The sequence below is a fragment of the Streptomyces sp. NPDC026062 genome, assembly GCF_055568375.1.
In genome coordinates this window covers 1-25,816 of sequence record NZ_JBVHOQ010000062.1, presented here as the reverse complement: position 1 = coordinate 25,816, position 25,816 = coordinate 1, and the positions used below count along the sequence as shown (strand labels likewise).

Below are 25,816 nucleotides of genomic sequence, written 5' to 3'. Positions count from 1 at the left end.
GGCGGGCGCCGAGACTGGGCGGACATGCGCGACACCGAGTCGCACAAGGAGGCGGCATGGGCTGGTTGTGGGCAATCATCGTGGGCCTGGTGCTCGGTCTGATCGCGAAGGCGATCCTGCCGGGCAAGCAGCAGATCCCACTCTGGCTGACGGTCATCTTCGGCATGATCGGCAGCATCCTCGGCAATGCTGTCGCCACCTGGATCGGCGTCAACGACACCAAAGGAATCGACTGGACACGTCATGTGCTCCAGCTGATCGGAGCCGTGGTGGTCGTAGGAGTCGGCGACATGCTCTGGGCCTCGGTCAGGGGCACCAAGCAGAAGACCTGACCCGCGCACCGCGTACGAACAACACGACGGCGGGGCACGCATCGAGCGTGCCCCGCCGCCGTGCTGTGCCCGGGGTCAGCCGGCCGTGACCTCGATCGCCGCCAGGTTCTTCTTGCCGCGGCGCAGCACCAGCCAGCGTCCGTGCAGCAGCTCCTCACGGGCCGGAGCCGCCTCACCGTCGACGGCCTTCACGTTGTTCACGTAGGCACCGCCCTCCTTGACCGTGCGCCGGGCACCCGACTTGCTCGGCGCCAGACCGACCTCGACCAGCAGGTCGACCAGCGGGCCGAGCTCGGTGACCTGCGCGTGCGGCACCTCGGAGAGCGCGGCACCCAGCGTCGCCTCGTCCAGCTCGCCGAGCTCGCCCTGGCCGAACAGTGCCTTCGACGCGGCGATGACCGCGGCGCACTGGTCCGCGCCGTGCACCAGCGTCGTCAGCTCCTCGGCCAGCGCGCGCTGAGCCGCCCGTGCCTGGGGGCGCTCCTCGGTGGCCTTCTCCAGCTCCGTCAGCTCTTCGATGCTCCGGAAGCTGAGGATGCGCATGTAGCGGGAGATGTCGCGGTCGTCCACGTTCAGCCAGAACTGGTAGAACGCGTACGGCGTGGTCATCTCCGGGTCGAGCCAGACGGCGCCGCTCTCGGACTTGCCGAACTTGGTGCCGTCCGCCTTCGTCATCAGCGGGGTCGCCAGCGCGTGCACCTCGGCGCCCGGCTCCAGGCGGTGGATCAGGTCCAGACCCGCGGTGAGGTTGCCCCACTGGTCGCTGCCGCCCTGCTGAAGGGTGCAGCCGTGGCGCCGGTACAGCTCCAGGAAGTCCATGCTCTGGAGCAGCTGGTAGCTGAACTCGGTGTAGCTGATGCCCTCGTCGGACTCCAGCCGCCGGGCGATGGACTCCTTGGTGAGCATCTTGTTGACCCGGAAGTGCTTGCCGATGTCCCGCAGGAACTCGATCGCGGACATGCCCGCGGTCCAGTCCAGGTTGTTCACCATGACCGCCGCGTTCTCGCCCTCGAAGGACAGGAACGGCTCGATCTGGGACCGCAGCCGCGCCACCCAGGCGGCGATCGTCTCCGGGTCGTTCAGCGTCCGCTCGGCGGTGGGCCGCGGGTCACCGATCTGGCCGGTGGCCCCGCCCACCAGGGCGAGCGGCCGCAGACCGGCCTGCTGGAGCCGGCGCATGGTGAGCACCTGCACCAGATGGCCCACGTGCAGACTCGCCGCGGTGGGGTCGTAGCCGCAATAGAACGTGACGGGACCGTCCGCGAGAGCCTTGCGCAGGGCGTCCTCGTCAGTGGACTGGGCGAACAGCCCGCGCCACTTCAGCTCGTCGACGATGTCCGTCACGTTCCGTGTCTCCTCAGCTACGTGTGTCGATACAGGGATCGAAAGGTGGATCGATGCGTGGATCGAAAGGCAACAGTCAGTCTAGGCGGGTCATACGCCCGGGCTCACCGAGCTCATGTTGAAGTCCGGGACGCGCAGCGCGGGCATCGCGGCCCGGGTGAACCAGTCGCCCCACTCGCGCGGCAGCGTCTTCTCGGTCCGGCCCGCCTCGGTGGCCCGCGACAGCAGGTCCACGGGGGACTCGTTGAAGCGGAAGTTGTTCACCTCGCCGACCACTTCACCGTCCTCCACGAGATACACCCCGTCGCGGGTCAGCCCGGTGAGCAGCAGCGTGGCCGGGTCGACCTCCCGGATGTACCACATGCAGGTCAGCAGGAGCCCGCGGCCGGTCGTCGCCGCCACCATGTCGTCGAGCGACCGCTCCCCACCGCCCTCCAGCAGAAGGTTGTCGATCGCCGGGGCGAGCGGCAGCCCGGTCTGCCCGGCCGTGTGCCGGGTCGTCGTCAGCTGTTCGAGCCGGCCGTCCCTGATCCAGTCGGTCCGGCCCAGCGGCAGCCCGTTGTCGAAGACCGAGCCGCCGTCCCCGGAGGAGTGGGCGATGACGAACGGCGCGGATTCGAGCCCCGGCGCGTTCGGGTCGCTGAGCAGGGACAGCCCCAGCGGGGACAGGGTCTCGCCGAGCCGCGTTCCGCCGCCCGGCTTGGAGAACACCGTCCGGCCCTCGACGGCGTCCCGCGCCGTCGCCGACCAGAGCTGGTAGATCAGCAGGTCCGCGACAGCGGTCGGCGGCAGCAGCGTCTCGTACCGTCCGGCGGGCAGGTCGACGCGGCGCTCGGCCCAGCCGAGCCGCCGCGCGAGTTCGGCGTCCATCCCGGCCGGGTCGACGTCCTTGAAGTCACGCGTCGAGCGTCCCGCCCAGGCGGAGCGCGACCGGTCGGGAGACTTGGCGTTCAGCTCCAGCGTGCCGTTCGGCTGGTCGTGGCGCAGCCGCAGCCCCGTCGACGTACCCAGGTAGGTCGACGTCATCTCGTGGTTGGCGAAGCCGTACAGCTCACGGCCGCCGGAACGGGCGCGGGCGAAGGCGTCGCCGAGCGCGGGCGCGAACGCGCCGAAGACGTCCGAGTCCGTCTCCGCGGGCGCGTCCGCGAAGTCGGGGGAGTCCGGCACCCCGGTGACCAGCGGCTGTGCGTCCTCGGCGGGACCGGCCGCGCGCGCGGCGGCCTCGGCGGCCCGCACCAGCGGCTCCAGATCCGCAGCGGTGACGGCCGACCGTGACACCACACCGGCGGCGGCTCCCTCGGCTCCGTCGACGGTGGCGATGACGGTCAGGGTGCGGCCCCGGGTCACCCCGTTCGTGGTGAGCGCGTTGCCCGCCCAGCGCAGATTGGCCGACGACTCCTCGTCGGCGATGACCACACAGCCGTCGGCGGTGGACAGTTCGAGCGCGCGCTCGACGATCTCGTGCGGCTTGCTGACGCGGCTCATCGCCCGGCCTCCTGCGTCGTGTTGAGGATGTTCACGCCCCGGAAGAGGGCGGAGGGGCAGCCGTGCGAGACGGCCGCGATCTGGCCCGGCTGGGCCTTTCCGCAGTTGAAGGCGCCGCCCAGGACGTATGTCTGCGGGCCGCCGACCTTCTCCATCGAGCCCCAGAAGTCCGTTGTCGTCGCCTGGTAGGCGACATCACGCAGCTGCCCGGCCAGCCTGCCGTTCTCGATCCGGAAGAACCGCTGCCCGGTGAACTGGAAGTTGTACCGCTGCATGTCGATCGACCAGGAACGGTCGCCGACCACGTAGATCCCGCGCTCCACCCCGCCGATCAGGTCCTCCGTGGAGAGCCCGCCCGGGTCCGGACGCAACGACACGTTCGCCATGCGCTGTACGGGGACCCGGCCGGGCGAGTCCGCGTACGCGCACCCGTTGGACCGGCCCAGGCCCGTCAGCTTCGCGATCCGGCGGTCCAGCTGGTACCCGACCAGCGTCCCGTCCTTGACCAGGTCCCAGGACTGCGCCTCGACCCCCTCGTCGTCGTACCCGATCGTCGCGAGTCCGTGCTCGGCGGTGCGGTCGCCCGTCACGTTCATCACCGGGGAGCCGTACGCCAGCTTGCCGAGCTGGTCGAAGGTGGCGAACGAGGTCCCGGCGTACGCCGCCTCGTACCCCAGCGCCCGGTCCAGCTCGGTGGCATGACCGATCGACTCGTGGATCGTCAGCCACAGATTGGACGGGTCGACGACCAGGTCGTACGTCCCCGCCTCGACGCCCGGGGCCCGCATCTTCTCGGCCAGCAGCGCGGGGATGCTCTCCAGCTCCGCGTCCCAGTCCCAGCCGGTGCCCGTCAGGTACTCCCAGCCGCGCCCCACCGGCGGTGCGATCGTGCGCATCGAGTCGAACTCACCGGTCGTCGCGTCCACGGCGACCGCGGTGAACTGCGGATGGACGCGCACCCGCTGCTGTGTGGTGACCGTGCCCGCGGTGTCGGCGTAGAACTTGTTCTCGTGGACGGTCGTCAGCGAGGCGTCCACATGCGCCACGCCCGCCGCTCCCAGCAGCCGGCCGCTCCACTCGGCGAGCAGCGCCGCCTTCTCCTCGGCCGGTACGTCGAAGGGGTCGATGTCGTACGCGGAGACCCAGCTCCGCTCGCCGTGGACCGGCTCGTCGGCGAGCTCCACCCTCTCGTCCGACCCCGCCGCCGCGATCACCTTCGCCGACAGCTTCGCCATGGCGACGGCCTGTGAGGCCACCCTCGCCGCGGCGTCCATCGTCAGGTCCACACCGGAGGCGAACCCCCACGCCCCGCCGTGCACCACCCGCACCGCGTAGCCGAGGTCGGTGGTGTCCGACGACCCGGCGGGCCGGGCGTCCCGCAGTCGCCAGGTGGCGCTGCGTACCCGCTCGAACCGGAAGTCGGCGTGCACGGCCCCGAGCGCCCGCGCGCGGGCGAGCGCCGCGTCGGCGAGGGGCCTCAACGGGAGGGCCAGGAACGACTGATCTACCTCATGGGGCACGGGCGGCCTCTCCTCTGCGTCACATACCCTCGGATTCGTTTACGAGGCAGTGAAGCACGGCCGCAGCGGCGCCGCGGCCCAATTCGCGGCCCGTGCGGGGGCGGGCCGTCCGGTGGCCCGAGGCCTCGTCATGGCCTGCCGGCCCGGGGGCGTCTCTGTAGGAACCCCACAGTGAGCGGGGGAAGGCGCTGTCAGGGGCCGATTCCTCGTGGAGCGGGTGGTACCGATAGGTTTCCGGGGTACCAGACCGCTATCGAAAGGGTGATCCGTTGAGCCGCTCGGTTCTCGTCACCGGAGGAAACCGTGGCATCGGCCTCGCCATCGCCCGTGCTTTCGCCGACAACGGCGACAAGGTCGCCATCACCTACCGTTCCGGCGAGCCGCCCGAGGCGCTCACCGAGGCCGGTGTTCTCGCGGTCCGTTGCGACATCACCGACGCCGGACAGGTGGAGCAGGCCTACAAGGAGATCGAGGAGAAGCACGGCAACGTGGAGGTGCTGGTAGCCAACGCCGGTATCACCAAGGACCAGTTGCTGATGCGGATGTCCGAGGACGACTTCACGGCCGTGGTCGACACCAACCTGACGGGCACCTTCCGGGTCGTCAAGCGTGCCAACCGGGGCATGCTGCGCGCCAGGAAGGGCCGCGTGGTCCTCATTTCCTCCGTCGTGGGTCTCCTCGGCTCGGCGGGACAGGCCAACTACGCCGCGTCCAAGGCCGGTCTGGTCGGCTTCGCCAGGTCACTGGCGCGCGAGCTCGGCTCACGGAACATCACTTTCAACGTCGTCGCGCCCGGTTTCGTCGACACCGACATGACGCAGGCGCTCACCGAGGAGCAGCGCAAGGGCATCGTCGCCCAGGTGCCGCTCGCGCGCTACGCGCGGCCCGAGGAGATCGCCGCCGCGGTGCGCTTCCTCGCATCCGACGACGCGTCGTACATCACTGGAGCCGTCATCCCCGTTGACGGCGGATTGGGCATGGGTCACTGATCACCATGAGCGGAATTCTCGACGGCAAGCGCATCCTCATCACCGGGGTGCTGATGGAGTCGTCCATCGCGTTCCACACCGCCAAGGTGGCCCAGGAGCAGGGCGCGGAGATCATCCTGACCGCCTTCCCGCGGCCCACCCTGACGGAGCGCATCGCCAGGAAGCTGCCCAAGCCGGCCAAGGTCATCGAGCTGGACGTGACCAACGCCGAGCACCTGGACCGGCTCGCCGGCCTGGTGAAGGAGGAGCTCGGCTCGCTCGACGGCGTCGTCCACTCCATCGGCTTCGCGCCGCAGGACGCGCTCGGCGGCAACTTCCTCAACACCCCGTTCGAGTCGGTCGCCACGGCGATGCACGTCTCGGCGTTCTCGCTGAAGTCGCTCGCCATGGCGTGCAAGCCGCTGATGGGTGAGGGCGGTTCGATCGTCGGCCTCACCTTCGACGCGCAGTTCGCCTGGCCGCAGTACGACTGGATGGGCCCGACCAAGGCCGCGCTGGAGGCCACCTCCCGCTACCTCGCCCGCGATCTGGGCAAGGACGGTCTGCGCTGCAACCTGGTCTCCGCCGGACCGCTCGGCTCCATGGCCGCCAAGTCCATCCCGGGCTTCGGCGAGCTCGCGTCCGTATGGGACACCCGCTCCCCGCTGGCGTGGGACATGGCCGACCCGGAGCCGACCGGCCGTGCCATCGTCGCGCTGCTCTCGGACTTCTTCCCGAAGACGACGGGCGAGATCATCCATGTCGATGGTGGCGTGCACATGATCGGGGCCTGACCCCCTTCGCGTTCAAGGCCGCGCACCGCCTCTCCGGAGGCGGTGCGCGGCCTTTTTCCTTGTCCTGTCAGGCCTTCCGGCGCTCAGGTCGAAAAGCTGGTTGATACACCGCAGAATGTGGAGGAACCAGACTTCTGGCTGGGCGGGTCTTCCGTTCGGACCAGGCTGGATCAGGGAGTGGGGTCCGGTGCCGTGCCTCGCAGGGCGCCATGCGTGGCAGGGCGGAGGAGGGAGTCATGGCGCAGCCCCGGCGACCGACGACAGCACCGCGAGGTGCGGCGCCCGGCCCCGCGAGCCCGGCCTGATCCGGTACGGAAGACCTGAGGGGAGGAGATCGCCGTGCGCGGCACACGTCACCGAACCCGGTCCCTGCTGGTGGCCTCCGCCCTCGTCGCCGGGCTGCTCGTGCCCGCGGGCCTGTACGCGGCGGGCCATGTCGGGGCCACGGGCGCGGCGGGATCTCCCGCGGCCGAACCCGAACCCAGCGGCGCCGAATGCCGTACGTCGGTCAAGGGCTCCCGCGTCATCGCCCACTGCCACAACCCGTATCCCTCCACCGACTACGTCCAGCTGCACACCGAGTGCGCCCGCTGGTGGGACGTCGACGCCGACTCCAAGCCGGTCGCCGTGGGTCCGGGCCGGACCGTACGGCTGGACGACCGCTGCTGGAAGGAGGTCGCCTCCGCCTGGGTCACGCACGCCGACGAGACGCACAGGGCCGGGGCGTCCTGAGGGCTGTCCCGCAGGGCCGGGGCGTCCGGAGAGCGGCGCGCGGGGCCGTGGTGTGCGGGGGCCGAGGCTTCCAGGGAGTGGCGCGCAGGGCCGAGTGCCCGCCGGGGTGTGGTGCGCAGAGGGTGGGTGTCCTAGGCCCGGTCCACCAGGCAGCTCAGCGCGTGGCTCGCGGCCTCGGCCGCCGCCGTCTCCGCGTCACCGGCCCTGATCGCCTCGACCAGCCGGCCGTGGTCCATGTGGTTCTCCGGCCTCAGCTCATGGCCGACGTCGTCCCGCAGGTAGTCCTTCAGCAGATCGCCCAGGTCGGCGTAGAGACCCGTCAGCACCTCGTTGTGCGAGGCGGCGACCACGGCCAGGTGCAGGGTGGCGTCCGCCGCCACGAACGCCTCGGCATCGCCCGCCGCCCAGGTCTCCTCGCGCCGCCGCATGAGCGCGTCCAGCTGCCTGAGGTCCCGGTCGGTGCGCCGGGCGGCGGCCAGGCGTGCCGCCGACGACTCCAGCGTCGAGCGCAGCTCGGCCACATGGCGAGGGTCCGCGGACGCGAACCTGCGGTGCATCACCCCGGCCAGCTCGCTGACGGCCACCACATAGGTGCCCGAACCCTGCCGGATGTCGAGCAGTCCGTTGTGCGCGAGCGCGCGCACCGCCTCGCGGACGGTGTTGCGGGCCACTCCCAGCTGCTCGACCAGCTCGGGTTCGGTGGGGATGCGCGAACCCACGGGCCACTCGCCCGACGTGATCTGGTTCCTCAGCTGGGCAATCACCTGGTCGGCGAGTGCCGAACGCCGCGGGGACGTCAGCGCCATGGTGCTCCTTGCTCGGGTATGCGGCGGGCGGCGGGCCGTCCCGCCGTTTCGCGGAGTTGTCCGAATGCGAGTTGTCCGCATGCTCTCAGAGGATTGGACAAGTAATCATCCCATGATTCTATGATGACCTCATGCGTGATGACGAAACCCCTGCCCAGGCCCCGGCCCGGACCCTGAGCCCCTCGGCTCCGGCGGCCTCCCGCGTCGAGGTGCCCGCCCGGGAGGCCGGCCCCCTCCGGGAGGCCGGACCCGCCCCCTGGATACTGCGGCTGGTCGCCGTCGGGATCGTCCTTGCCGCGCTCAACCTCCGCCCCGCCATCACCAGCCTCGGCGCTCTCCTGGAGGAGGTGCGCGACGGGCTGCACATGAGCGGCAGCATCGCCGGGGTGCTCACCTCGGTGCCCCCGCTCTGCTTCGCGGTCTTCGGCATCATGGCGCCGCGTCTGGCCCGTCGCTTCGGACCGGGCGCGGTCGTCTGCGCGGGCATGGCCGCCATCACGGCGGGGCTGGTGATCAGGCCCCTGGTCGGGGGCACGGCCGGCTTCCTCGCCGCGAGTGCTCTGGCTCTGATGGGCATCGCGGTCAGCAACGTCCTGATGCCGGTGATCGTCAAGCGCTGGTTCCCGGACCGCGTCGGCTCCATGACCGGCCTCTACTCCATGGCCCTGGCCCTCGGCACCTCGCTGGCCGCGGCCGTGACCGTACCCATGACCGAGGCGATGGGCGGCAGTTGGAGGGCCGGCCTCGGCATCTGGGCCGTGCTCGCGGCGGTCGCGATCCTGCCCTGGATCCCGCTGGTACGGGACCGCGACAGCGCCGCCGGACACGCGCCGGCCCACCGGTCCGAGGTCTCCCCGCTCCGGATCACCCGCAGCCGTACCGCCTGGGCCCTCGCCTGCTTCTTCGGCCTCCAGGCCACCGCCGCCTACATCACCATGGGGTGGATGCCGCAGATCTTCCGGGATGCCGGAGTCTCGGCCGGCACAGCGGGCGTCCTGCTCGCCCTCATCATGGCCATGGGGGTCCCGCTCGCCTTCGTCATCCCGAGGGTCGCCGCCCGGATGAAGAACCAGGGACCGATCGTCGTCGTCCTCGGTGCCTGCGGTCTCCTCGGCTACGCGGGCCTCTACTTCGCTCCGTCCGGCGGGGCCTGGGTCTGGGCCGTGCTGCTGGGTGTCGCGAACTGCTCCTTCCCGCTCGCCCTCACCATGATCGGCATGCGCTCCCGCAGCGGCGCCGGAGTGGTCCGGCTGTCCGCGTTCGCCCAGTCCACCGGCTACCTCATCTCGATCCCCGGCCCGCTCCTGGTCGGCGTGCTCTACCAGCACAGTGGTGGCTGGGGGCTGCCGATCGCGCTGATGGCGGCCTTGATGGTGCCCCAGATGGTGGCGGGAGTCCTGGCCGGCCGGGACCGGACGATCGAGGACGAATGCTGAGATGCGAGACTGGGGCCATGTCTCCTGTGCTCGATCCGAATCCCCAGAACGGTCAGAAGAAGCTGCTCCTCGTCTTCGGGGCGATGATGCTGATCACGGTCGTCATCGGCGTGATCGCCTCCATCGCCTCCCCGTGACGCCCGGCTCCCGGCCGGACAGGTGGGGCTAGCCCCACCATCCCCTAGGGGGCTGGACTCAGGGTGAAGTGGGTGGGTCACCGGATGGGCGCGGTGTCCCCGGATCCGTAGGTTCTCGGTATCGGAACCCAGCACCCACGGAGGCGGACATGCCGGTTCGTACGTACACCCGCTCCACCCACCGTGATGCGCCGGTTCGTACGTACACCCGCTCCACCCACCGTGATGCGCCGGCTCGTGCGCACACCCGCTCCACCGGGCCCGACACGGCGGGTGTCGAGATCCGGCTGCCGTGGTGGGCCGTCGCGCTGCCCGCCGTGATCTTCGGCGCGCTCCTCCTGCTGATCGCCGGACCCGGCCAGGCGCAGGCCGCCGCGGGCGATCCCGCGGTCGGCCGGTTCGCGCAGCGCATCATGGAGCTGCTGGCTCCCTGACGCTCCCGCCCCGGGGCGGGAGCCCTCCAACACCCTGCGCCAGGTGCCGCGTTTCATGCGAAGCTGAGGTGTATGAGCGTCGATACACCTCGCAGGATCGTCCTTCTCAGGCATGCAAAGGCGGAATGGTCGCAGGACTCCGACCATGAGCGGCCGCTCGCGGAGCGCGGACGCAAGGACGCCCCCGTGGCAGGCCGCAAACTCGTCGATTCCGGGATCGTCTTCGATCTGGCTCTCTGCTCGACCGCGGCCAGGACGCGCGAGACATGGAAGCTGGCCGTGCACGAGATGCCGGAACGCCCCAGGACCGTGTACGAGGAGAGGCTCTACGAGGCGTCGCTCGGCGAGCTGCTCGCGTTGATCAGCGAGACCCCCGACGATGTCCGCGATCTGCTGGTGATCGGCCACAACCCGGGCATGCACGCCGTCGCCGACGCCCTGGCGGGCACGACGGAGGGCGACGCCCTGGCACGGATGACCCGGGGCGGCTTCCCGACGGCCGCGTTCGCCGTGGTCGAGATCCCCGGCAGCTGGAAGAGCGCGGAGCACGGCGCCGGCAAACTCGTCGAGTACTGGACCCCGAACAACTGACCGCCCCGGCTCACGACAGGGCCCGGGTGCGCACGCCACGGCGTACGCACCCGGGCCCTGTCGTGAGCCGGACGTGAGTCCCTACTCGACGAGGCCGTCGGCGGCCTCGACCTCCTCGCGGGTGATGCCGAGCAGATAGAGCACGGTGTCCAGGAACGGCACGTTCACCGCGGTGTGCGCGGCCTCGCGGACCACCGGCTTGGCGTTGAAGGCGACCCCGAGCCCGGCGGTGTTCAGCATGTCCAGGTCATTCGCCCCGTCGCCGATGGCCACCGTCTGGGCCAGCGGCACCCCGGCCTCCGCCGCGAAGCTGCGCAGCAGCCGGGCCTTGCCGGCCCGGTCGACGATGTCCCCGGTCACCCGGCCGGTGAGCTTCCCGTCGACGACCTCCAGCGTGTTGGCAGAGGCGAAGTCGAGCCCGAGCCGCTCCTTGAGGTCGTCCGTCACCTGCGTGAACCCGCCCGAGACGACGCCCACTTGGTAGCCGAGCCGCTTCAGCGTACGGATCAGGGTGCGCGCACCCGGCGTCAGCCGTACGTCGGCGCGCACCTTCTCCACCACCGACACGTCCAGCCCCGCCAGCAGCGCCACCCGTGCGTGCAGCGACTGCTCGAAGTCGAGCTCGCCGCGCATGGCCTGCTCGGTCACCGAGGCCACCTCGGCCTCGCAGCCGGCATGGGCGGCGAAGAGCTCGATGACCTCGTCCTGGATGAGCGTGGAGTCGACATCCATCACGACGAGCCGCTGTGCCCGGCGGCTCAGCCCGGCCGAGACGACCGCCACGTCGACGCCGATCCCGGCGGCCTGGACGGCCAGCGCGGTGCGCAGCGCCTCGGTTCCCGTGCCCGACACCGCGAACTCGACCGCGGTGACCGGGTACTTCGCGAGCCGGAAGATCCGGTCGATGTTCCCGCCGGTCGAGGTGATCCTGGCCGCTATGGCGGCGGTCGACTCCGCGGTGAGCGGGTGCCCGAGCACCGTCACATGGGAACGGCCGTCGCCGCGCGGACGGTTGTCGCCCGTACCGGAGATGATCTCGGCCTGCAGCTTCAGCGACTCCGCCCAGCTGTGCACGGTGGCCCGCAGGTCGCCCTCGGTGGTCCCGCCCGCGGTCGGTGCGGTGACCAGTGCGCACAGGACGATGCGGCCACGGGTGACGACCTGCTCGATGTCGACGACATCGACCGAGTAGGCGGCGAGGGTGTCGAACAGCCCGGCGGTGATCCCGGGCCGGTCCTTCCCGAAGATCTTCACGAGAAGAGTGGGCGTGTCTGCGTCCTGACGTGACTCAGGAGATTCAGGAGGCAGGGGGGACTGAGGGGGCTGGGATGCGCTCATGGTGCTCCCACCGTATCGGTCCCCGGGCCGCACCCGAAGGCCCGTCCCGAGGACCGGACAGCGCCCCGGCAGCCGCAATATCCAGGGTTGTCATGACCTGCGAGGCACCGTAACGGTCTGTGGCGGTGGGTAGTCATTCGGACCGGGCCGTTCGCAACAGTGCGGTCTCGGTTCGGTCAACCTCCCGCCCGGCTTTCGCATCGGGGACAGCTCCTGGAATAGTTCCCCACGATGTTCAGCATCCCTAGACTCCCCGCAACGGGGGTAATTCGGGGGACAACTAGTGGGGCGCGGAGTGCCGGAACTCGTACTGGAATTGAATGGCAGGACCTGGACGCTCGATCCGTCCAGGTCGTACACCCTCGGACGTGATCCGCAGGGCGACATGACGATCGACGACGCCAGAGTCTCGTGGCGGCACGCCACGATCAGCTGGAGCGGGCGTGGCTGGTTCATCGAGGACCACGGCAGTACCAACGGCACATACGTGCACGGCCAGCGGATCCATCAGATGGAGATCGGGCCCGGTTCCACCGTGAATCTGGGCAATGCCACCGACGGACCGCGGCTGAGCCTCAGCGGCGCCGATGTGTACAGCGGACAGGCCGCCGCGGGTGGACAGGCGGCCCCCGCGCAGCAGCCGCACCCGATGGCGCCGCAGCAGCCGGCCGCAGGCGGGCAGCAGCCGCCCGCCCAGCAGCAGGCCTGGCAGCAGGCGCCTCAGGCCCAGCCTCAGCAGCCCCATGTGCCACAGCAGGGCATGGCACCGGCGCCCCACAACGGCGGCCCCGGCGGCGCGGCGGGGGCGCCGCCGATGTACGGCGACCGGAGCCCCACCACGTTCCACCAGCTGGCCCTGGGCCGGGTGATGAGGATCGGCCGTGCGCTGGAGAACGAGCTGGTCGTCTCCGACCTCCAGGTCTCGCGCCACCACGCCGAGTTCCACGCGACGCCCGACGGCCGCTTCGAGATCCGGGACCTCGGATCGCACAACGGCACGTACGTCAACGGCCAGCCGCTCTCGAAGTCCGGTTCGGCGCTCATCGGCCCGAACGACATCGTCGGCGTCGGTCACTCGACCTTCCGGCTGGTCGGCGGCCGTCTTGAGGAGTTCGTCGACACCGGTGAGGTCTCCTTCGCCGCGCGCCACCTCACGGTGACGGTCGACGGCGGCAAGCAGATCCTCAAGGACGTCTCGTTCGGTGTCCCGGAGAAGTCGCTGATCGGGGTCATCGGCCCGTCCGGCTCCGGAAAGTCCACCCTGCTCAAGGCGCTCACCGGCTACCGGCCCGCCAACCAGGGCGACGTCCTCTACGACAACCGGAACCTGTACAAGCAGTTCGCCGAGCTGCGCCAGCGCATCGGTCTGGTCCCGCAGGACGACATCCTGCACAAGGAACTGACCGTCACCCGTGCCCTCAAGTACGCGGCCAAGCTCCGCTTCCCCGCGGACACCACCGAGGCCGAGCGCCAGGCCCGGATCCACGAGGTCCTCGCCGAGCTCAAGCTCGACATCCACAAGGACAAGAAGGTCACCTCGCTCTCCGGCGGCCAGCGCAAGCGCGTCTCGGTGGCCCTGGAACTGCTGACCAAGCCCTCGCTGATCTTCCTGGACGAGCCGACCTCCGGCCTCGACCCGGGCATGGACCGCGATGTCATGCAGCTGCTGCGCGGTCTGGCCGACGACGGCCGTACCGTCCTCGTGGTCACACACTCGGTCGCCGAGCTGGCCATCTGCGACAAGCTCCTGGTGATGGCACCGGGCGGCGCCGTGGCCTACTTCGGCCCGCCGGAGGAAGCGCTCAACTTCTTCGGCTACAGCACCTGGGCCGACGTCTTCTCGGCGTTCGAGAACTACCGCGACTACGACTGGTCGGGCCGCTGGCGCGGTTCGCAGCACTACCAGATGTACGCCGCCGACATAGACTCCGTCGCCGCGCAGTCCGTACACATGCCGCCCCCGCAGCAGATGCGACCGCCGAAGCCGCAGGGCTGGGGGACACAGCTGTGGACGCTGATGCGCCGCTATGTCTCGGTGATCGCGTCCGACAAGGGCTTCATGGGCCTGATGGTGATCCTGCCCGCTGTGCTCGGCGTCGTCAGCGTCGTCATCCCCGCGGACTTCGGCCTCGCCCCGCCGAAGCCGCCGTCGCGGTTCAACGGCGATGCCGGAACGATCATGCTGATCCTGGTGATCGGCATGACCTTCTCCGCTGCCGCCAACTCCGTACGAGAACTGATCAAGGAACGCGTCATCTACGAACGGGAACGGGCCACCGGCCTCTCCCGTTCTGCCTACCTGATGTCCAAGGTGATCGTGCTCGGCGTGATCACGGCCATCCAGGGCGTCATCATCTGCGGCATCGGCTTCGCCACCCGCGATCTGCCCGCCGAGGGGCTGATCATGCCGCCGGCCATCGAGCTCTGCGTGACGATCATCGCGCTCGGCTTCACCTCGATGATGTTCGGCCTGGTGATCTCCTCGCTGGTGAAGACCTCCGAGAAGACCATGCCGCTCCTGGTCATGTTCGCGATCGTCCAGGTCGTCTTCACGGGCATCCTCTTCCAGGTGTACGGATCGCCGGGCCTGGAACAGTTCGCCTGGCTGATGCCGTCCCGCTGGGCCATCGCGGGCGCGGGCTCCACGCTCGACCTCGCGCACCTGATGCCGCCGTGGGACCAGAAGAACCCCACGGACCTGGACCCGCTGTGGGAACACTCCACCGGCCAGTGGGGCATCAACATCTCGGTGCTGCTGGTCCTCGGGATCATCTGCGGATTCGCGGTCGCCCGGCTGCTGCGCCGCCACGAGCCCGAGGTCATGCGCAAGTAGCGGGCCGCCCCCGCGCACAGCACGACGCCGAAGGGCGGCACCCCCGCGGGGGTGCCGCCCTTCGGCGTGTTCCGGAATGGATCAGTACGCGCTGTTGACGTTGTCGATCGAGCCGTACTTGTCGGCGGCGTAGTTGGCCGACGCGGTGATGTTGGCGACCGGGTCGTACTGGGTGTGGGGGGTGCCGCTGACGTGGTAGTAGTCGAACGTCGGCTTGATGATCTGGAGCAGACCGATCGACGGCACGCCGTTCTTGGCGTTGATGTCCCAGTCGTTGATGGCCTTCGGGTTGCCGCTGGACTCACGGATGATGTTGCGGTGCAGCCCGTCGTACGTGCCCGGGATGCCCTTGGCCTTCATGATGGCCAGGGATTCCTTGATCCAGCCGTCCAGGTTGTTCGCGTACACGGGGGTACGGGACTCGGAGCGGCTGGCGGCGTGCGAGCTGCGCTTCTCGGCGGCCTGCTTGGCCTTCCACTTGGCGACGGCCTTCGCCTTCGCCTTCTTGGCGTCGGCCTTGACGACGGCGTCGACCTTCGCCTGGACGGCGGCGGCCTTCTTGGCCTTCGCGTTGTCGGCGGCCTTGACCAGCTGCTCGGCGGTGGAGTGCTGGTCGAGGATGCTGTTCTGGATGGTCCGCGCCTGCGGGGCAGCGGCGGCGGATCCGAAGACGACGGGGGCTGCGGAGAGTGCCTGAGGCTCGGTCTCGGCCTCGGCGTTACCGGGTACCAGGGACAAGGAGAGGGCAGCGGCGGCGACGGCGGAGATGCCGACGGCGGAGAGCTTCTGGGTCTTGTTCAGGTTTCGGAGACGGCCGGGAATGCTGGACACGGACATATCAGGCGTACCTCTTCGAATCGCGGAGGGTCCTCACGGAGGACGAAGACGGGAGGCGGTTTCGCTTCTCCGTCGGGGACGAGAGCAATTGTTAGCGGCCGCAAAATGCCGTGGCAAAGGTGTGACCTACGAAGCCGAGTAGTGGAACACCGACGCGTTGAGGGGCGAGGCTCCCCACCCATGACCACCCAAATCGCCCTTATCGCTCCACTAGGAGGCTTCGTAAGTGACGTGGGTCCTATGCGTGGCCTCACATCGGACAGGTAACAAACTCACCATCCGTTGCTACAGCAATGCAGAATGTTAGCTTCCGGTGGGCCGTGTGCGGCTTGGTGCGGTGGGGCTCGGTGCGGTCGGGAAGTGCGGTCGGGCCCGGCTCGGTGCGGTCCGGTGTCGTCCGGTTCCCCGGGCGGCCTTGCGAGAACGCTCCGGGATCCGTGCGGGAGCGGCCCGACAGGGTCCTAGTCCCTCCGGCCCGGTCAGGAGCCGTCCACAGGCGGATACGGGGCGAGCGGGCCGCCGGTAGCGTGAGGTCATGAGCCATCGCCCACCGTCGGGCCTCGCAGCGGTGAGTGCCGCGCTGCTCGCCATGAGCCGGCACCTCGAGATGCGGGACGTTCTGAAGACGATCGTCGCCTCGGCCCGCGAACTGCTCGACGCCGAGTACGCGGCCCTCGGTGTCCCCGACGACCACGGCGGCTTCGCCCAGTTCGTCGTCGACGGCGTCAGCGACGAACAGTGGAAGGCCATCGGCCCGCTTCCCCGGCAGCACGGCATCCTCGCCGCGATGCTGCACGAGGCGAAGCCCGAGCGCCTTGCCGACGTCCGCAAGGACCCCCGCTTCGAGGGCTGGCCCGACGCCCACCCCGACATGTCCGACTTCCTCGGTCTGCCCATCAGGGACGGCGACGAGACCATCGGCGCCCTCTTCCTCGCCAACAAGCGCTGCCCGAAACCGGACGGCAGCTGCGGATTCACCTCCGAGGACGAGGAGCTGCTGGGAATCCTCGCCCAGCACGCGGCGATCGCCCTCACCAACGCCCGGCTCTACGAGCGCAGCCGCGAGCTCACCATCGCCGAGGAGCGCTCCCGTCTCGCCCATGAGCTGCACGACGCGGTCAGCCAGAAACTCTTCTCCCTGCGGCTCACCGCCCAGGCGGCCGCCACCCTCGTCGACCGCGACCCGGCCCGCGCCAAGTGCGAACTCCAGCAGGTCGCGGCCCTCGCGGCGGAGGCGGCGGACGAGCTGCGGGCAGCTGTCGTCGAACTGCGCCCCGCCGCGCTCGACGAGGACGGCCTCGTCGCCACCCTCCGTAACCAGATCCAGGTCCTGGACCGCGCCCACAGGGCCCGGGTCACCTTCGTGAGCTCCGGTGTACGGGCCCTGCCCGCCGCGCAGGAGGAAGCGCTGCTCAGGGTCTCCCAGGAGGCCCTGCACAACGCCCTGCGCCACTCCGGGGCCGGGCACGTCGATGTCACCCTCACCCGCCGTGACGCCGGCACGGTGCTGAGGGTCACGGACGACGGCTGCGGTTTCGAACCGGCGGCCACCCGCCAGGCAGGCCGGCATCTGGGCCTGGTCTCGATGCGGGACCGGGCGAGCGGTGTCGGCGGCAGGCTCACTGTTGAATCGGCGCCCGGCAAGGGCACCACGATCGAGATGGAGGTGCCCGGTGGCTGACAAGCTCATCAGGGTGCTGCTGGTCGACGACCATCAGGTGGTCCGCCGCGGTCTGCGTACGTTCCTGGAGATCCAGGACGACATAGAGGTCGTCGGCGAGGCGTCCGACGGCGCCGAGGGTGTGGCCGCGGTGGAGGAGCTGCGACCCGACGTGGTGCTGATGGACATCAAGATGCCGGGCACCGACGGCATCGAGGCCCTGCGCCGGCTGCGCGAGCTGGAGAACCCGGCCAAGGTCCTGATCGTCACCAGCTTCACCGAACAGCGCACCGTGGTCCCCGCCCTGCGTGCCGGTGCCTCCGGCTATGTGTACAAGGACGTCGACCCGGACGCGCTGGCCGGTGCCATCCGCTCGGTGCAAGCCGGCCATGTCCTGCTCCAGCCCGAAGTGGCCGGTGCGCTGCTCGCCCAGGACGACCCGGGTACGGGGACGGGCCGGGGGAGCACCCTCACCGAAAGGGAGCGGGAGGTCCTGGGCCTGATCGCCGACGGCAGGTCGAACCGGGAGATCGCACGGGCGCTGGTGCTCTCCGAGAAGACCGTCAAGACGCACGTCTCGAACATCCTGATGAAGCTGGACCTGTCGGACCGCACCCAGGCGGCCCTCTGGGCCGTCCGGCACGGGGCGGCAGGCTGAACGGACGACCGAAGAGCGGCAGGCCGCTCCCGGGCCACTGGCCTCGCGCTCCCGCGCGTACGTCACCCGGGCGGCGCATCCCCGGCGCACCCTCTTTCGGCCCGGGACGTTCGCCACCGCGTGCGGGGACGGCCGCCGGCCGTACCCGGTCGGCCCTCCCCGCGCGCCCGGAGCCGCCGGGCTCCGAGGACAACCGGTGGCCCGTCCGGGCACGCCCCGCCCGCGCTACCGCGCCCGCTCCTCCACATACGCGTTGTACGCGGCCACCTGCGCCCGCCTGGCCACCCGCTCCACCGGCCGCAGCGCCTCCCCGCGCGCGGCCATCTCCGACGCGCTCACCGCACCGCCGTGTCCGTTCTCGTACGCCACCGAGACCAGCAGCCCGACCCGCTGCGCCAGCTCCAGCACCCGGACCGCCCGCGGCGGATACCCCGGGGCGAGCACCTCGCGCCCCCGCTCGGCCCGCGCCCGGTACGCGTCCACCTCAGCCTCGGCCACCGGCCCCGACCCGGCCACATCGAGCCGTGACAGCAGTGCCGTCGCGTCCCGCAACGCCTCGGCGAGCTCCCGCTCCGCCTCACCCAGCGACGGCACATCCGCCGGCGGGGCGTCGCGCACATCCAGGCACTGCCACACCACGTCGACGTGGAGATCCCCGGCGGGCCCCGCCTCCCGCACCTCGGGCACCAGCCCGTACGGCGCACCGTAGGTGACCACGGCCTCCTCGGCCTCCACCGCCCGCGCGTTGAACTCCGCGGGACCGCTGAGGCCCAGCAGATGCCCGGGGACCGGCAGCGCCACCCGGAAGCCCGTCACCCCGAGCCCCCGCAGCCGCCCCAGCGCGAGCGTGAGACCGACCGGTCCCGCCTCACCCGGCAGCCCCTCGACGCGGTGCACCGCGTCCTCTCCGACAATGGCGAGCGCCGCGTCGTCGGGCGACACGAGTCCGGCCAGCAACGCGTTGCCCCAAGCGGCCAGCAGCCCTGAGCGTGGTTCCGAAAGCATGGCGACAGCCTAGGGGCTCACCAGCGGTCCCCGGCGGGCGCGTGAGGACAGCCGCGGAGCAGCCGCCGCGCTGCCGGAAAGCCCGGACACGCCCCGTACGCGGACGCCCCTGCGCCACGTCCCGCGCCGCGTCCCGATCCGCCGGGGACGCACGGGACAGCCCCCGGGGAACGCGCCCGCGCCTTCCCGGGACCCCGTATCCGGCCGGGCGGGGACCGTGCGGCAACCGGGCGACGACGGGCCCAGCGCCTGAAGCGCTCGCGCAGTGGCGTAGGTTTTCCCTGGGAGCTGTGCCTACAGGCACGCGACGATCTCGACACTGCATGGGGAGACAACGCGCCATGAGCGATGTACTGGAGCTGGTGGACGTATCCGTGGTCCGCGACGGACGCGCTCTGGTGGACGACGTCTCCTGGTCGGTCAAGGAGGGGGAGCGCTGGGTCATCCTCGGCCCGAACGGCGCCGGCAAGACCACCCTCCTCAACATCGCGTCCAGCTACCTCTTCCCGACCAGGGGGACCGCCACGGTCCTCGGCGAGCGGCTCGGCGGTGTCGGCACCGATGTCTTCGACCTGCGCCCCCGCATCGGCATCGCGGGCGTCGCCATGGCCGAGAAGCTGCCCAAGCGCCAGACGGTTCTGCAGACGGTGCTCACCGCCGCCTACGGGATGACCGCCACCTGGAACGAGAACTACGACAAGGTCGACGAGGACCGGGCCCGCGCCTTCCTCGACCGGCTCGGCATGACCGAGTACCTCGACCGGAAGTTCGGCACCCTCTCCGAGGGCGAGCGCAAGCGCACCCTGATCGCCCGCGCCATGATGACCGACCCCGAGCTGCTGCTCCTCGACGAGCCGGCCGCGGGACTCGACCTGGGCGGCCGTGAGGACCTGGTCCGGCGTCTCGGCCGGCTGGCCCGCGACCCGTACGCGCCCTCCATGATCATGGTGACCCACCACGTCGAGGAGATCGCCCCCGGCTTCACCCATGTCCTGATGATCCGTCAGGGCAAGGTGCTCGCCGCCGGTCCCATGGAGACCGAGCTCAGCTCGCGGAATCTCTCCCTCTGCTTCGGTCTGCCGCTCGTCGTCGAGCACCAGGGCGACCGCTACACCGCGCGCGGACTGCCGCTCGGCTGACGGGCGTTGCCCGTCACACAGACGGACCCGACCGCTCGCGCCCTGTCGCCGGAGGGGCTCACGGTCATACGATGACTACGTGGACATCGACGCGTGGGTGTGGTGGCTGATCGGCGCGGTGGGACTGGGCATCCCCCTCGTCCTGACCGCGATGCCCGAGTTCGGCATGTTCGCCGTAGGGGCGATCGCCGCGGCGGTCGTCGCGGCTCTCGGCGGCGGAATCGTGGCCCAGGTCCTGGTCTTCGTCATCGTCTCGGTGGCGCTGATCGCCGTGGTCCGTCCGATCGCCAACAGACATCGCGCCGACCGGCCCCACATCGCCACCGGCATCGACGCCCTGAAGGGCCGTCAGGCGGTCGTTCTGGAACGGGTCGACGGCAGCGGAGGCCGGATCAAGCTGGCCGGGGAGATCTGGTCGGCCCGCGCCCTCGACGCGGAGCTCAGCTTCGAACCGGGCCAACAGGTCGATGTCGTCGACATCGACGGGGCGACAGCCGTCGTCATGTGACCGAACAGCCCGCACAGCAGCGCCCGTTCTGCGAGACTCGATGTCGATCATCATGGGAACCGGACCGGCAGGACACCCGACCTGACCGACGGCCCGTCCGATCTCGGCCTCGCTCATCGCGATCCGTCCGCAAACGAAGGGCATGAGGAAACGATGCAACCGATCATCATCGTCCTGATCATTCTGGTGGTGCTCGTCTTCATCGCCCTGATCAAGACGATCCAGGTCATCCCCCAGGCCAGCGCCGCCATCGTGGAACGGTTCGGCCGGTACACCCGCACCCTCAACGCGGGCCTGAACATCGTCGTCCCGTTCATCGACTCGATCCGCAACCGGATCGACCTCCGTGAACAGGTCGTGCCCTTCCCACCGCAGCCGGTGATCACGCAGGACAACCTGGTCGTCAACATCGACACGGTCATCTACTACCAGGTGACCGACGCCAGGGCCGCGACGTACGAGGTCGCCAGCTACATCCAGGCCATCGAGCAGCTCACCGTCACCACGCTCCGCAACATCATCGGTGGCATGGACCTGGAGCGGACCCTGACCTCCCGCGAGGAGATCAACGCCGCGCTGCGCGGAGTCCTCGACGAGGCCACGGGCAAGTGGGGCATCCGCGTCAACCGTGTCGAGCTGAAGGCGATCGAGCCGCCCACCTCCATCCAGGACTCGATGGAGAAGCAGATGCGCGCCGACCGCGACAAGCGCGCCGCGATCCTCCAGGCCGAAGGTACGCGCCAGTCGGCGATCCTCACCGCGGAGGGCGAGAAGCAGTCCGCGATCCTGCGTGCCGAAGGTGAGGCGAAGGCAGCCGCCCTGCGCGCGGAGGGCGAGGCCCAGGCGATCCGTACGGTCTTCGAGTCCATCCACGCCGGCGACCCGGACCAGAAGCTCCTCTCGTACCAGTACCTCCAGATGCTGCCGAAGATCGCCGAGGGCGACGCCAACAAGCTCTGGATCGTGCCCAGCGAGATCGGTGACGCTCTCAAGGGCCTCAGCGGCGCCTTCGGGAACCTCGGGGGCGGCGTGCCCGGTTTCGATACGGGTGGCAAGGAACGCCGCGAACAGCCCCCGCTCGACTGACGCGTCCCACCCCTCGTGCATGATCAGTGCACCAAGCACCGATCAGGCACGGGGGATCCGGCATGACCACCTGGGAGATGCTCGCCGTCTTCGTCGCGGGCATCAGCGCGGGCACGATCAACACCATCGTCGGCTCGGGGACGCTGATCACCTTCCCTGTGCTGCTGGCCACCGGCCTGCCGCCGGTCACGGCCACCGTCTCCAACGCGCTCGGCCTGATCCCCGGCTCCATCAGTGGCGCGATCGGGTATCGCAAGGAGCTCGAAGGCCAGCGCCGACGTGTACTCAAGCTCGCCGTCGGCGCGCTGATCGGCGGCCTCACCGGCGCGACCCTGCTGCTGGCACTGCCCTCCACGGCCTTCGAGACCATCGTCCCGGTCCTGGTCGCCCTGGCGCTCGTCCTGGTCATCCTGCAACCGCGCATCAGCAAAGCGGTTCAGCGCCGCCGCGAACGCACCGGGGCGGCCGCCCGCCCCGACGGCGGCCCTCTCCTCTTCACCGGCCTGATGCTCGCCAGCGTGTACGGGGGCTACTTCACCGCGGCCCAGGGGATCATCTACCTCTCCCTGATGGGCATGCTGCTCGACGACACCATGCAGCGGCTCAACGCGGTCAAGAACGTCCTGGCCGCCGTCGTCAACAGCATCGCGGCACTCTTCTTCCTCTTCGTCGCGGACTTCGACTGGACGGCCGTCGTCCTGATCGCCGTCGGTTCCGCGCTCGGCGGCCAGATAGGCGCCAAGATCGGCCGACGGCTCAGCCCCGCGTTCCTGCGCGTCCTCATCGTCACGGTCGGTACGGTCGCCATCGTCCAGCTGGTCCTGCGCTGACATGGCGAGGCCCGCCTCCTCGCGAAGGCGGGCCTCGCCTGCGTCACCGGGCGTACGGCGCCTACGCCGCGGACTGCGCCAGCCACTCCGGCAGTGCCGATCTGTCCCCGGCTCCCAGGGCCAGCAGCATCGCGTCCGCCGGTGACGGGACGAACGGCTGCCGCAGCAGCGGCATCCCCGCCTGCTCCGGCGTGCGCGCCGCCTTGCGGTGGTTGTCCTCGGCGCAGGATGCCACCGTGTTGAGCCAGGTGTCCTGACCGCCGTGGGCCCGAGGCACCACGTGGTCGACGGTGCTCGCCCGCCGCCCGCAGTACGCGCACCGGTGTTGGTCCCGGATCAGTACACCCCTTCTGGACCAGGGGGCCTGTCTTCGGAAGGGCACCCGTACGTACCGGCAGAGCCTGATCACCCGGGGCACCGGAATGTCGACGGCGGCACCGCGCATACGGAGATCGGGGTGCGACTGCTCGACGACGGCCTTGTCCTGAAGGATCAGCACCACCGCACGGTTCAGCGTCACCGTCGACAGCGGCTCGAAGCTAGCGTTCAGCACCAGTGTGTCCCGCATTTCGCCCACCTCCCGTGTGCCGCCCGCCCCCTGGCAGGCCCGGATCAACTCTGGCCGGGCAGGCCGTGATGGACAACGCAATAAAAAATGCCCTGCCCTGATCTCTCCAGGACCAGGGCAGGGCAAACAGTGGTGGAACCCTTTGCTTCACACGCTCTCGGCGGGCTCCGCGTACTCACCAATCAGCTGGGCACGGGCCAGCGTGTGGAACCGCAGGTTGAATCCGACCGCTGCGGGAGACGCGTCACTGTCGGGACCGAGCTTCTCGCTGTCCACCGCGTACACGGTGAACACATAGCGGTGGTTCTCGCCGGCCGGCGGAGCTGCGCCGCCGAACTCCCGCGTCCCGTAGTCGTTGCGGGCCTGCACGGCGCCCGCGGGCAGCCCTTCGGCCTTGCCGCTGCCCGCACCCGCCGCGAGTTCCGTGACGGAGGCCGGGATGTCGAAGACCACCCAGTGCCAGAACCCGCTGCCGGTCGGCGCGTCCGGATCGAAGCACGTCACGGCGAAACTCTTCGTCTCCGCCGGGAACCCCTCCCACCGCAGCTGCGGCGACGTGTTCCCCGCCGCGTAGACCTGTGCGTCCGCGAGCACGGCCCCCGGGGCCAGGTCCTCGCTCACCACGGTGAACGAGGGGACCTCGGGATGGAAGTCATGCGGAAGCGGGGCCCTTTTCGGCTCGGTCACGTCGCCACCTCTCCTGATCGGTTCAGCTCTCGGAAGGTCTTCTTCCCCCGACCCTAGAGCCAGTTGCGCTGTCCGCCGACCTGCGCCAGCCACTCATTCAGGTAAGCCGCCCAGTCGGTGCCGTGGAAGTCGTTCAGACCCACCTTGAACGAACGGTAGGAGTCGCTGCCCTCACTGAAGAGCCCCGGCTTCTTGTCCATCTCCAGTACGACGTCCATCTCGCGGTCGTCCGCGACGAACGTCAGCTCGACCTGGTTGAGGCCCCGGTACTGCGACGGCGGGAAGAACTCGATCTCCTGGTAGAACGGCAGCCGCTGACGGGTGCCGCGGATGTGCCCGCGCTCCATGTCGGCGCTGCGGAAGCCGAAGCCCAGCTGTCCGAAGGCGTCCAGGATGGCCTGCTGCGCCGGCAGCGGGTGCACGTTGATCGGGTCCAGGTCGCCCGAGTCCAGCGCCCGCGCGATCTCCAGCTCCGTGGTCACCCCGATGTTCATGCCGTGCAGATGCCGGCCCGCGAACATCGTGATCGGCGTCTCCCACGGGATCTCGAGTCCGAACGGCACGACGTGCACCGCCCCGGCCTGCACCTCGAACGCGCCGCCGAGACGCAGCTTGGTGAACTCGATGTCCTGCTTGGTCTCCTGGTCCTGGCCCTCGACCTCGACCCGGGCCTGCAGACCGACGGAGAGCCCTTCGATCTGCTGCTCCACGGACCCGCCCTGGATCCGCACCTCACCCTGAACCACCCCACCCGGTACGACGTTGAGCTCGGTCAGCTCCGTCTCCACCGAGGCACCGCCGGCACCCATGCTCGCGAGCAGCCGCTTGAAGCCCATGTCTTCTCCTCCTAGGTCCTGACCCCTACATACGCGCCACGACCGTAGCCGGTTCCCGGTAACGTCGGACGTCATGATCTACGGACCGCACCGCGCACCGCTGACCCGGGACTTCTCCGACCGTCCGCTGCCGGAGGCGGTACCCGATCCGCCGGGCCGCACCGTCGTCCGAGGAACACCCCACCGCCTCGCCCGCGGCAGCCAGGGGCGGCCGGTATGAACGCCGAACTCCTCGCTCGTCCCGCCGAAGAGGTCGCACCCGAGCTGCTCGGGTGCGTACTCACCTGCAAGACCCCCGAGGGGGCCGTGAGCATCGCCATCACGGAGACCGAGGCCTACTCCGGTACGGCAGACCCGGCCTCCCACGCCTACCGGGGCCGTACCGCCCGCAACGCCACCATGTTCGGGCCCGCAGGACACCTCTATGTCTACCGCTCCCACGGTCTCCACTGGTGCGCCAATGTCGTCACCGGTACGGACGGCATCGCCTCGGGTGTCCTCATCCGGGCAGGCAGGGTCGTCGAAGGAGAAGACCTGGCACGGAAGCGGAGAGGGGAGAAGGTCGAGGGGGCACGTCTCGCCCGGGGGCCGGGGAACCTCGGCCAGGCGCTCGGTATCACGGCGGAGCACAACGGCGCGGATCTTCTGGCGGGTCCCTCGGTCCTGCTGTCCGAGGGTGAGGCGGTACCGGCCGCCCTCATCCGGGTGGGACCTCGGGTCGGTGTGAGCAAGGCCCATGACTGGCAGCACAGGTTCTATCTGAGCGGCGATCCCACGGTCTCGGCGTACCGGCTGAGTCCGAGAGCGGGGGACGGGCGGTGACGGAGCCGCGTACCCATGACGCCCCGGACCGACGGAGACCCAAAGGCCCCGTACAGCGCCCAGGCATCACTCCACCGGTCAACTTGACTCGCCGTTGGTGGACGCTTAATGTAGTCCGAGCCGCTTGAAACGGGTACAGCTTCTGGTTCGGTCCCTCGGATCGCACGCCGAGCAACTCGAAGCGGCCAACCACTACCTACGACACACCCTTGAGGGTGCGAATTTCGGCGTGCTGAAATTCAATCCCATGACTTGATTATGAGTCACCGGGAGAATCGGCTAAAGTAGTGAACACGCCGAAAGGGAAACGCGAAAGCGAATTCCCCGCAAGCAATCCCGCTTCGACCGGGAATCGGACACGAAAGAGTCTGATAGAGTCGGAAACGCAAGACCGAAGGGAAGCGCCCGGAGGAAAGCCCCAGAAAATGTT

27 protein-coding genes are annotated in these 25,816 nt (G+C 69.8%); 17 read left to right on the top strand and 10 right to left on the bottom strand.

Annotated features, from left to right (window positions below):
* The first annotated feature begins 56 nt into the window (after positions 1-56).
* Positions 57-332: a GlsB/YeaQ/YmgE family stress response membrane protein gene (locus ACZ4LX_RS35020; RefSeq protein ID WP_467651031.1), complete on the top strand. Its 276-nt coding sequence runs from the start codon at positions 57-59 to the stop codon at positions 330-332.
* Between the two features lie 75 nt (positions 333-407).
* Here ACZ4LX_RS35020 and tyrS read toward each other — a convergent pair whose 3' ends face one another.
* The 3 genes from tyrS to ACZ4LX_RS35005 all read right to left on the bottom strand — a co-directional run bounded on the left by tyrS (position 408) and on the right by ACZ4LX_RS35005 (position 4,681).
* Complete coding sequence (gene tyrS, locus ACZ4LX_RS35015; protein WP_467651030.1) at positions 408-1,676, bottom strand: tyrosine--tRNA ligase; 1,269 nt, start codon at positions 1,674-1,676, stop codon at positions 408-410.
* Between the two features lie 90 nt (positions 1,677-1,766).
* Positions 1,767-3,161 (bottom strand): metallopeptidase TldD-related protein, encoded by a 1,395-nt coding sequence (locus tag ACZ4LX_RS35010; RefSeq protein ID WP_467651029.1) that lies wholly within the window; start codon positions 3,159-3,161, stop codon positions 1,767-1,769.
* A complete protein-coding gene (locus tag ACZ4LX_RS35005; protein ID WP_467651028.1) occupies positions 3,158-4,681 on the bottom strand; it encodes a TldD/PmbA family protein in 1,524 nt (507 codons plus the stop codon). The genes ACZ4LX_RS35010 and ACZ4LX_RS35005 overlap by 4 nt, the downstream gene beginning before the upstream one ends.
* Positions 4,682-4,950: 269 nt before the next feature.
* Here ACZ4LX_RS35005 and fabG point away from each other — a divergent pair, with 269 nt between their 5' ends.
* The 3 genes from fabG to ACZ4LX_RS34990 all read left to right on the top strand — a co-directional run bounded on the left by fabG (position 4,951) and on the right by ACZ4LX_RS34990 (position 7,175).
* On the top strand, positions 4,951-5,670 hold the full coding sequence (gene fabG, locus ACZ4LX_RS35000) for a 3-oxoacyl-[acyl-carrier-protein] reductase (protein WP_467651027.1): 720 nt from the start codon (positions 4,951-4,953) through the stop codon (positions 5,668-5,670).
* Positions 5,671-5,675: 5 nt separating this feature from the next.
* Positions 5,676-6,443 (top strand): enoyl-ACP reductase FabI, encoded by a 768-nt coding sequence (gene fabI, locus ACZ4LX_RS34995; RefSeq protein ID WP_467651025.1) that lies wholly within the window; start codon positions 5,676-5,678, stop codon positions 6,441-6,443.
* A gap of 339 nt (positions 6,444-6,782) precedes the next feature.
* Positions 6,783-7,175: a hypothetical protein gene (locus ACZ4LX_RS34990; RefSeq protein WP_467651024.1), complete on the top strand. Its 393-nt coding sequence runs from the start codon at positions 6,783-6,785 to the stop codon at positions 7,173-7,175.
* A gap of 131 nt (positions 7,176-7,306) precedes the next feature.
* On the opposite strand, the gene ACZ4LX_RS34985 is transcribed toward ACZ4LX_RS34990, so the two are convergent.
* Positions 7,307-7,981, bottom strand: a complete 675-nt coding sequence (locus ACZ4LX_RS34985; protein ID WP_467651023.1) for a FadR/GntR family transcriptional regulator — start codon at positions 7,979-7,981, stop codon at positions 7,307-7,309.
* A 131-nt stretch (positions 7,982-8,112) separates the two neighbouring features.
* On the opposite strand from ACZ4LX_RS34985, the gene ACZ4LX_RS34980 reads away from it, so the two are divergent.
* From ACZ4LX_RS34980 to ACZ4LX_RS34965, 4 genes are all read left to right on the top strand, one after another.
* Positions 8,113-9,417: a CynX/NimT family MFS transporter gene (locus tag ACZ4LX_RS34980; RefSeq protein ID WP_467651022.1), complete on the top strand. Its 1,305-nt coding sequence runs from the start codon at positions 8,113-8,115 to the stop codon at positions 9,415-9,417.
* A 26-nt stretch (positions 9,418-9,443) separates the two neighbouring features.
* Positions 9,444-9,554, top strand: a complete 111-nt coding sequence (locus tag ACZ4LX_RS34975; RefSeq protein ID WP_467651040.1) for an SGM_5486 family transporter-associated protein — start codon at positions 9,444-9,446, stop codon at positions 9,552-9,554.
* A gap of 149 nt (positions 9,555-9,703) precedes the next feature.
* Positions 9,704-9,988, top strand: coding sequence for a hypothetical protein (locus ACZ4LX_RS34970; RefSeq protein WP_467651043.1), 285 nt, complete (start codon positions 9,704-9,706; stop codon positions 9,986-9,988).
* Between the two features lie 72 nt (positions 9,989-10,060).
* A complete protein-coding gene (locus ACZ4LX_RS34965; RefSeq protein ID WP_467651021.1) occupies positions 10,061-10,579 on the top strand; it encodes a SixA phosphatase family protein in 519 nt (172 codons plus the stop codon).
* Positions 10,580-10,660: 81 nt separating this feature from the next.
* Here ACZ4LX_RS34965 and serB read toward each other — a convergent pair whose 3' ends face one another.
* Positions 10,661-11,917, bottom strand: a complete 1,257-nt coding sequence (gene serB, locus ACZ4LX_RS34960) for a phosphoserine phosphatase SerB (protein WP_467651020.1) — start codon at positions 11,915-11,917, stop codon at positions 10,661-10,663.
* Positions 11,918-12,200: 283 nt separating this feature from the next.
* On the opposite strand from serB, the gene ACZ4LX_RS34955 reads away from it, so the two are divergent.
* Positions 12,201-14,750 carry an ABC transporter ATP-binding protein/permease gene (locus ACZ4LX_RS34955; protein ID WP_467651019.1) on the top strand — a complete coding sequence of 850 codons (2,550 nt, stop codon included), beginning with the start codon at positions 12,201-12,203 and terminating at the stop codon, positions 14,748-14,750.
* An 81-nt stretch (positions 14,751-14,831) separates the two neighbouring features.
* Here ACZ4LX_RS34955 and ACZ4LX_RS34950 read toward each other — a convergent pair whose 3' ends face one another.
* A complete protein-coding gene (locus tag ACZ4LX_RS34950) occupies positions 14,832-15,587 on the bottom strand; it encodes a transglycosylase SLT domain-containing protein (RefSeq protein WP_467651018.1) in 756 nt (251 codons plus the stop codon).
* Between the two features lie 535 nt (positions 15,588-16,122).
* Between ACZ4LX_RS34950 and ACZ4LX_RS34945 the strand changes: the two genes are divergently transcribed.
* Positions 16,123-17,268, top strand: coding sequence for a GAF domain-containing sensor histidine kinase (locus ACZ4LX_RS34945; protein WP_467651017.1), 1,146 nt, complete (start codon positions 16,123-16,125; stop codon positions 17,266-17,268).
* Entirely contained in the window at positions 17,261-17,905 is a 645-nt protein-coding gene (locus ACZ4LX_RS34940) for a response regulator (RefSeq protein ID WP_467651016.1), read from the top strand. The genes ACZ4LX_RS34945 and ACZ4LX_RS34940 overlap by 8 nt, the downstream gene beginning before the upstream one ends.
* A 225-nt stretch (positions 17,906-18,130) precedes the next feature.
* Here the strand turns inward: ACZ4LX_RS34940 and ACZ4LX_RS34935 are convergent, their stop codons facing one another.
* Entirely contained in the window at positions 18,131-18,910 is a 780-nt protein-coding gene (locus ACZ4LX_RS34935) for a hypothetical protein (RefSeq protein ID WP_467651015.1), read from the bottom strand.
* Between the two features lie 341 nt (positions 18,911-19,251).
* Between ACZ4LX_RS34935 and ACZ4LX_RS34930 the strand changes: the two genes are divergently transcribed.
* The 4 genes from ACZ4LX_RS34930 (at position 19,252) to ACZ4LX_RS34915 (ending at position 22,473) form a co-directional block, all read left to right on the top strand.
* Entirely contained in the window at positions 19,252-20,049 is a 798-nt protein-coding gene (locus ACZ4LX_RS34930; RefSeq protein ID WP_467651014.1) for an ABC transporter ATP-binding protein, read from the top strand.
* Between the two features lie 79 nt (positions 20,050-20,128).
* The gene (locus tag ACZ4LX_RS34925; RefSeq protein WP_467651013.1) at positions 20,129-20,557 is read left to right on the top strand and encodes an NfeD family protein; all 429 of its coding nucleotides are present in this window, start codon (positions 20,129-20,131) and stop codon (positions 20,555-20,557) included.
* Positions 20,558-20,710: 153 nt separating this feature from the next.
* Positions 20,711-21,643: an SPFH domain-containing protein gene (locus ACZ4LX_RS34920; RefSeq protein WP_467651011.1), complete on the top strand. Its 933-nt coding sequence runs from the start codon at positions 20,711-20,713 to the stop codon at positions 21,641-21,643.
* Positions 21,644-21,705: 62 nt separating this feature from the next.
* Positions 21,706-22,473, top strand: a complete 768-nt coding sequence (locus ACZ4LX_RS34915; RefSeq protein ID WP_467651009.1) for a sulfite exporter TauE/SafE family protein — start codon at positions 21,706-21,708, stop codon at positions 22,471-22,473.
* Between the two features lie 61 nt (positions 22,474-22,534).
* Here ACZ4LX_RS34915 and ACZ4LX_RS34910 read toward each other — a convergent pair whose 3' ends face one another.
* From ACZ4LX_RS34910 to ACZ4LX_RS34900, 3 genes are all read right to left on the bottom strand, one after another.
* Positions 22,535-23,041: an HNH endonuclease gene (locus ACZ4LX_RS34910; RefSeq protein ID WP_467651008.1), complete on the bottom strand. Its 507-nt coding sequence runs from the start codon at positions 23,039-23,041 to the stop codon at positions 22,535-22,537.
* Positions 23,042-23,188: 147 nt separating this feature from the next.
* On the bottom strand, positions 23,189-23,728 hold the full coding sequence (locus ACZ4LX_RS34905) for a YbhB/YbcL family Raf kinase inhibitor-like protein (RefSeq protein WP_467651007.1): 540 nt from the start codon (positions 23,726-23,728) through the stop codon (positions 23,189-23,191).
* A gap of 53 nt (positions 23,729-23,781) precedes the next feature.
* Entirely contained in the window at positions 23,782-24,564 is a 783-nt protein-coding gene (locus ACZ4LX_RS34900; RefSeq protein ID WP_467651006.1) for a sporulation protein, read from the bottom strand.
* A 73-nt stretch (positions 24,565-24,637) separates the two neighbouring features.
* Here ACZ4LX_RS34900 and ACZ4LX_RS34895 point away from each other — a divergent pair, with 73 nt between their 5' ends.
* Together ACZ4LX_RS34895 and ACZ4LX_RS34890 are read left to right on the top strand one after the other, a co-directional pair.
* Positions 24,638-24,784, top strand: a complete 147-nt coding sequence (locus ACZ4LX_RS34895; RefSeq protein ID WP_467651005.1) for a hypothetical protein — start codon at positions 24,638-24,640, stop codon at positions 24,782-24,784.
* Positions 24,781-25,386, top strand: coding sequence for a DNA-3-methyladenine glycosylase (locus tag ACZ4LX_RS34890; RefSeq protein ID WP_467651004.1), 606 nt, complete (start codon positions 24,781-24,783; stop codon positions 25,384-25,386). Before ACZ4LX_RS34895 ends, ACZ4LX_RS34890 begins: the two co-directional genes overlap by 4 nt.
* Positions 25,387-25,816: the final 430 nt, after the last annotated feature.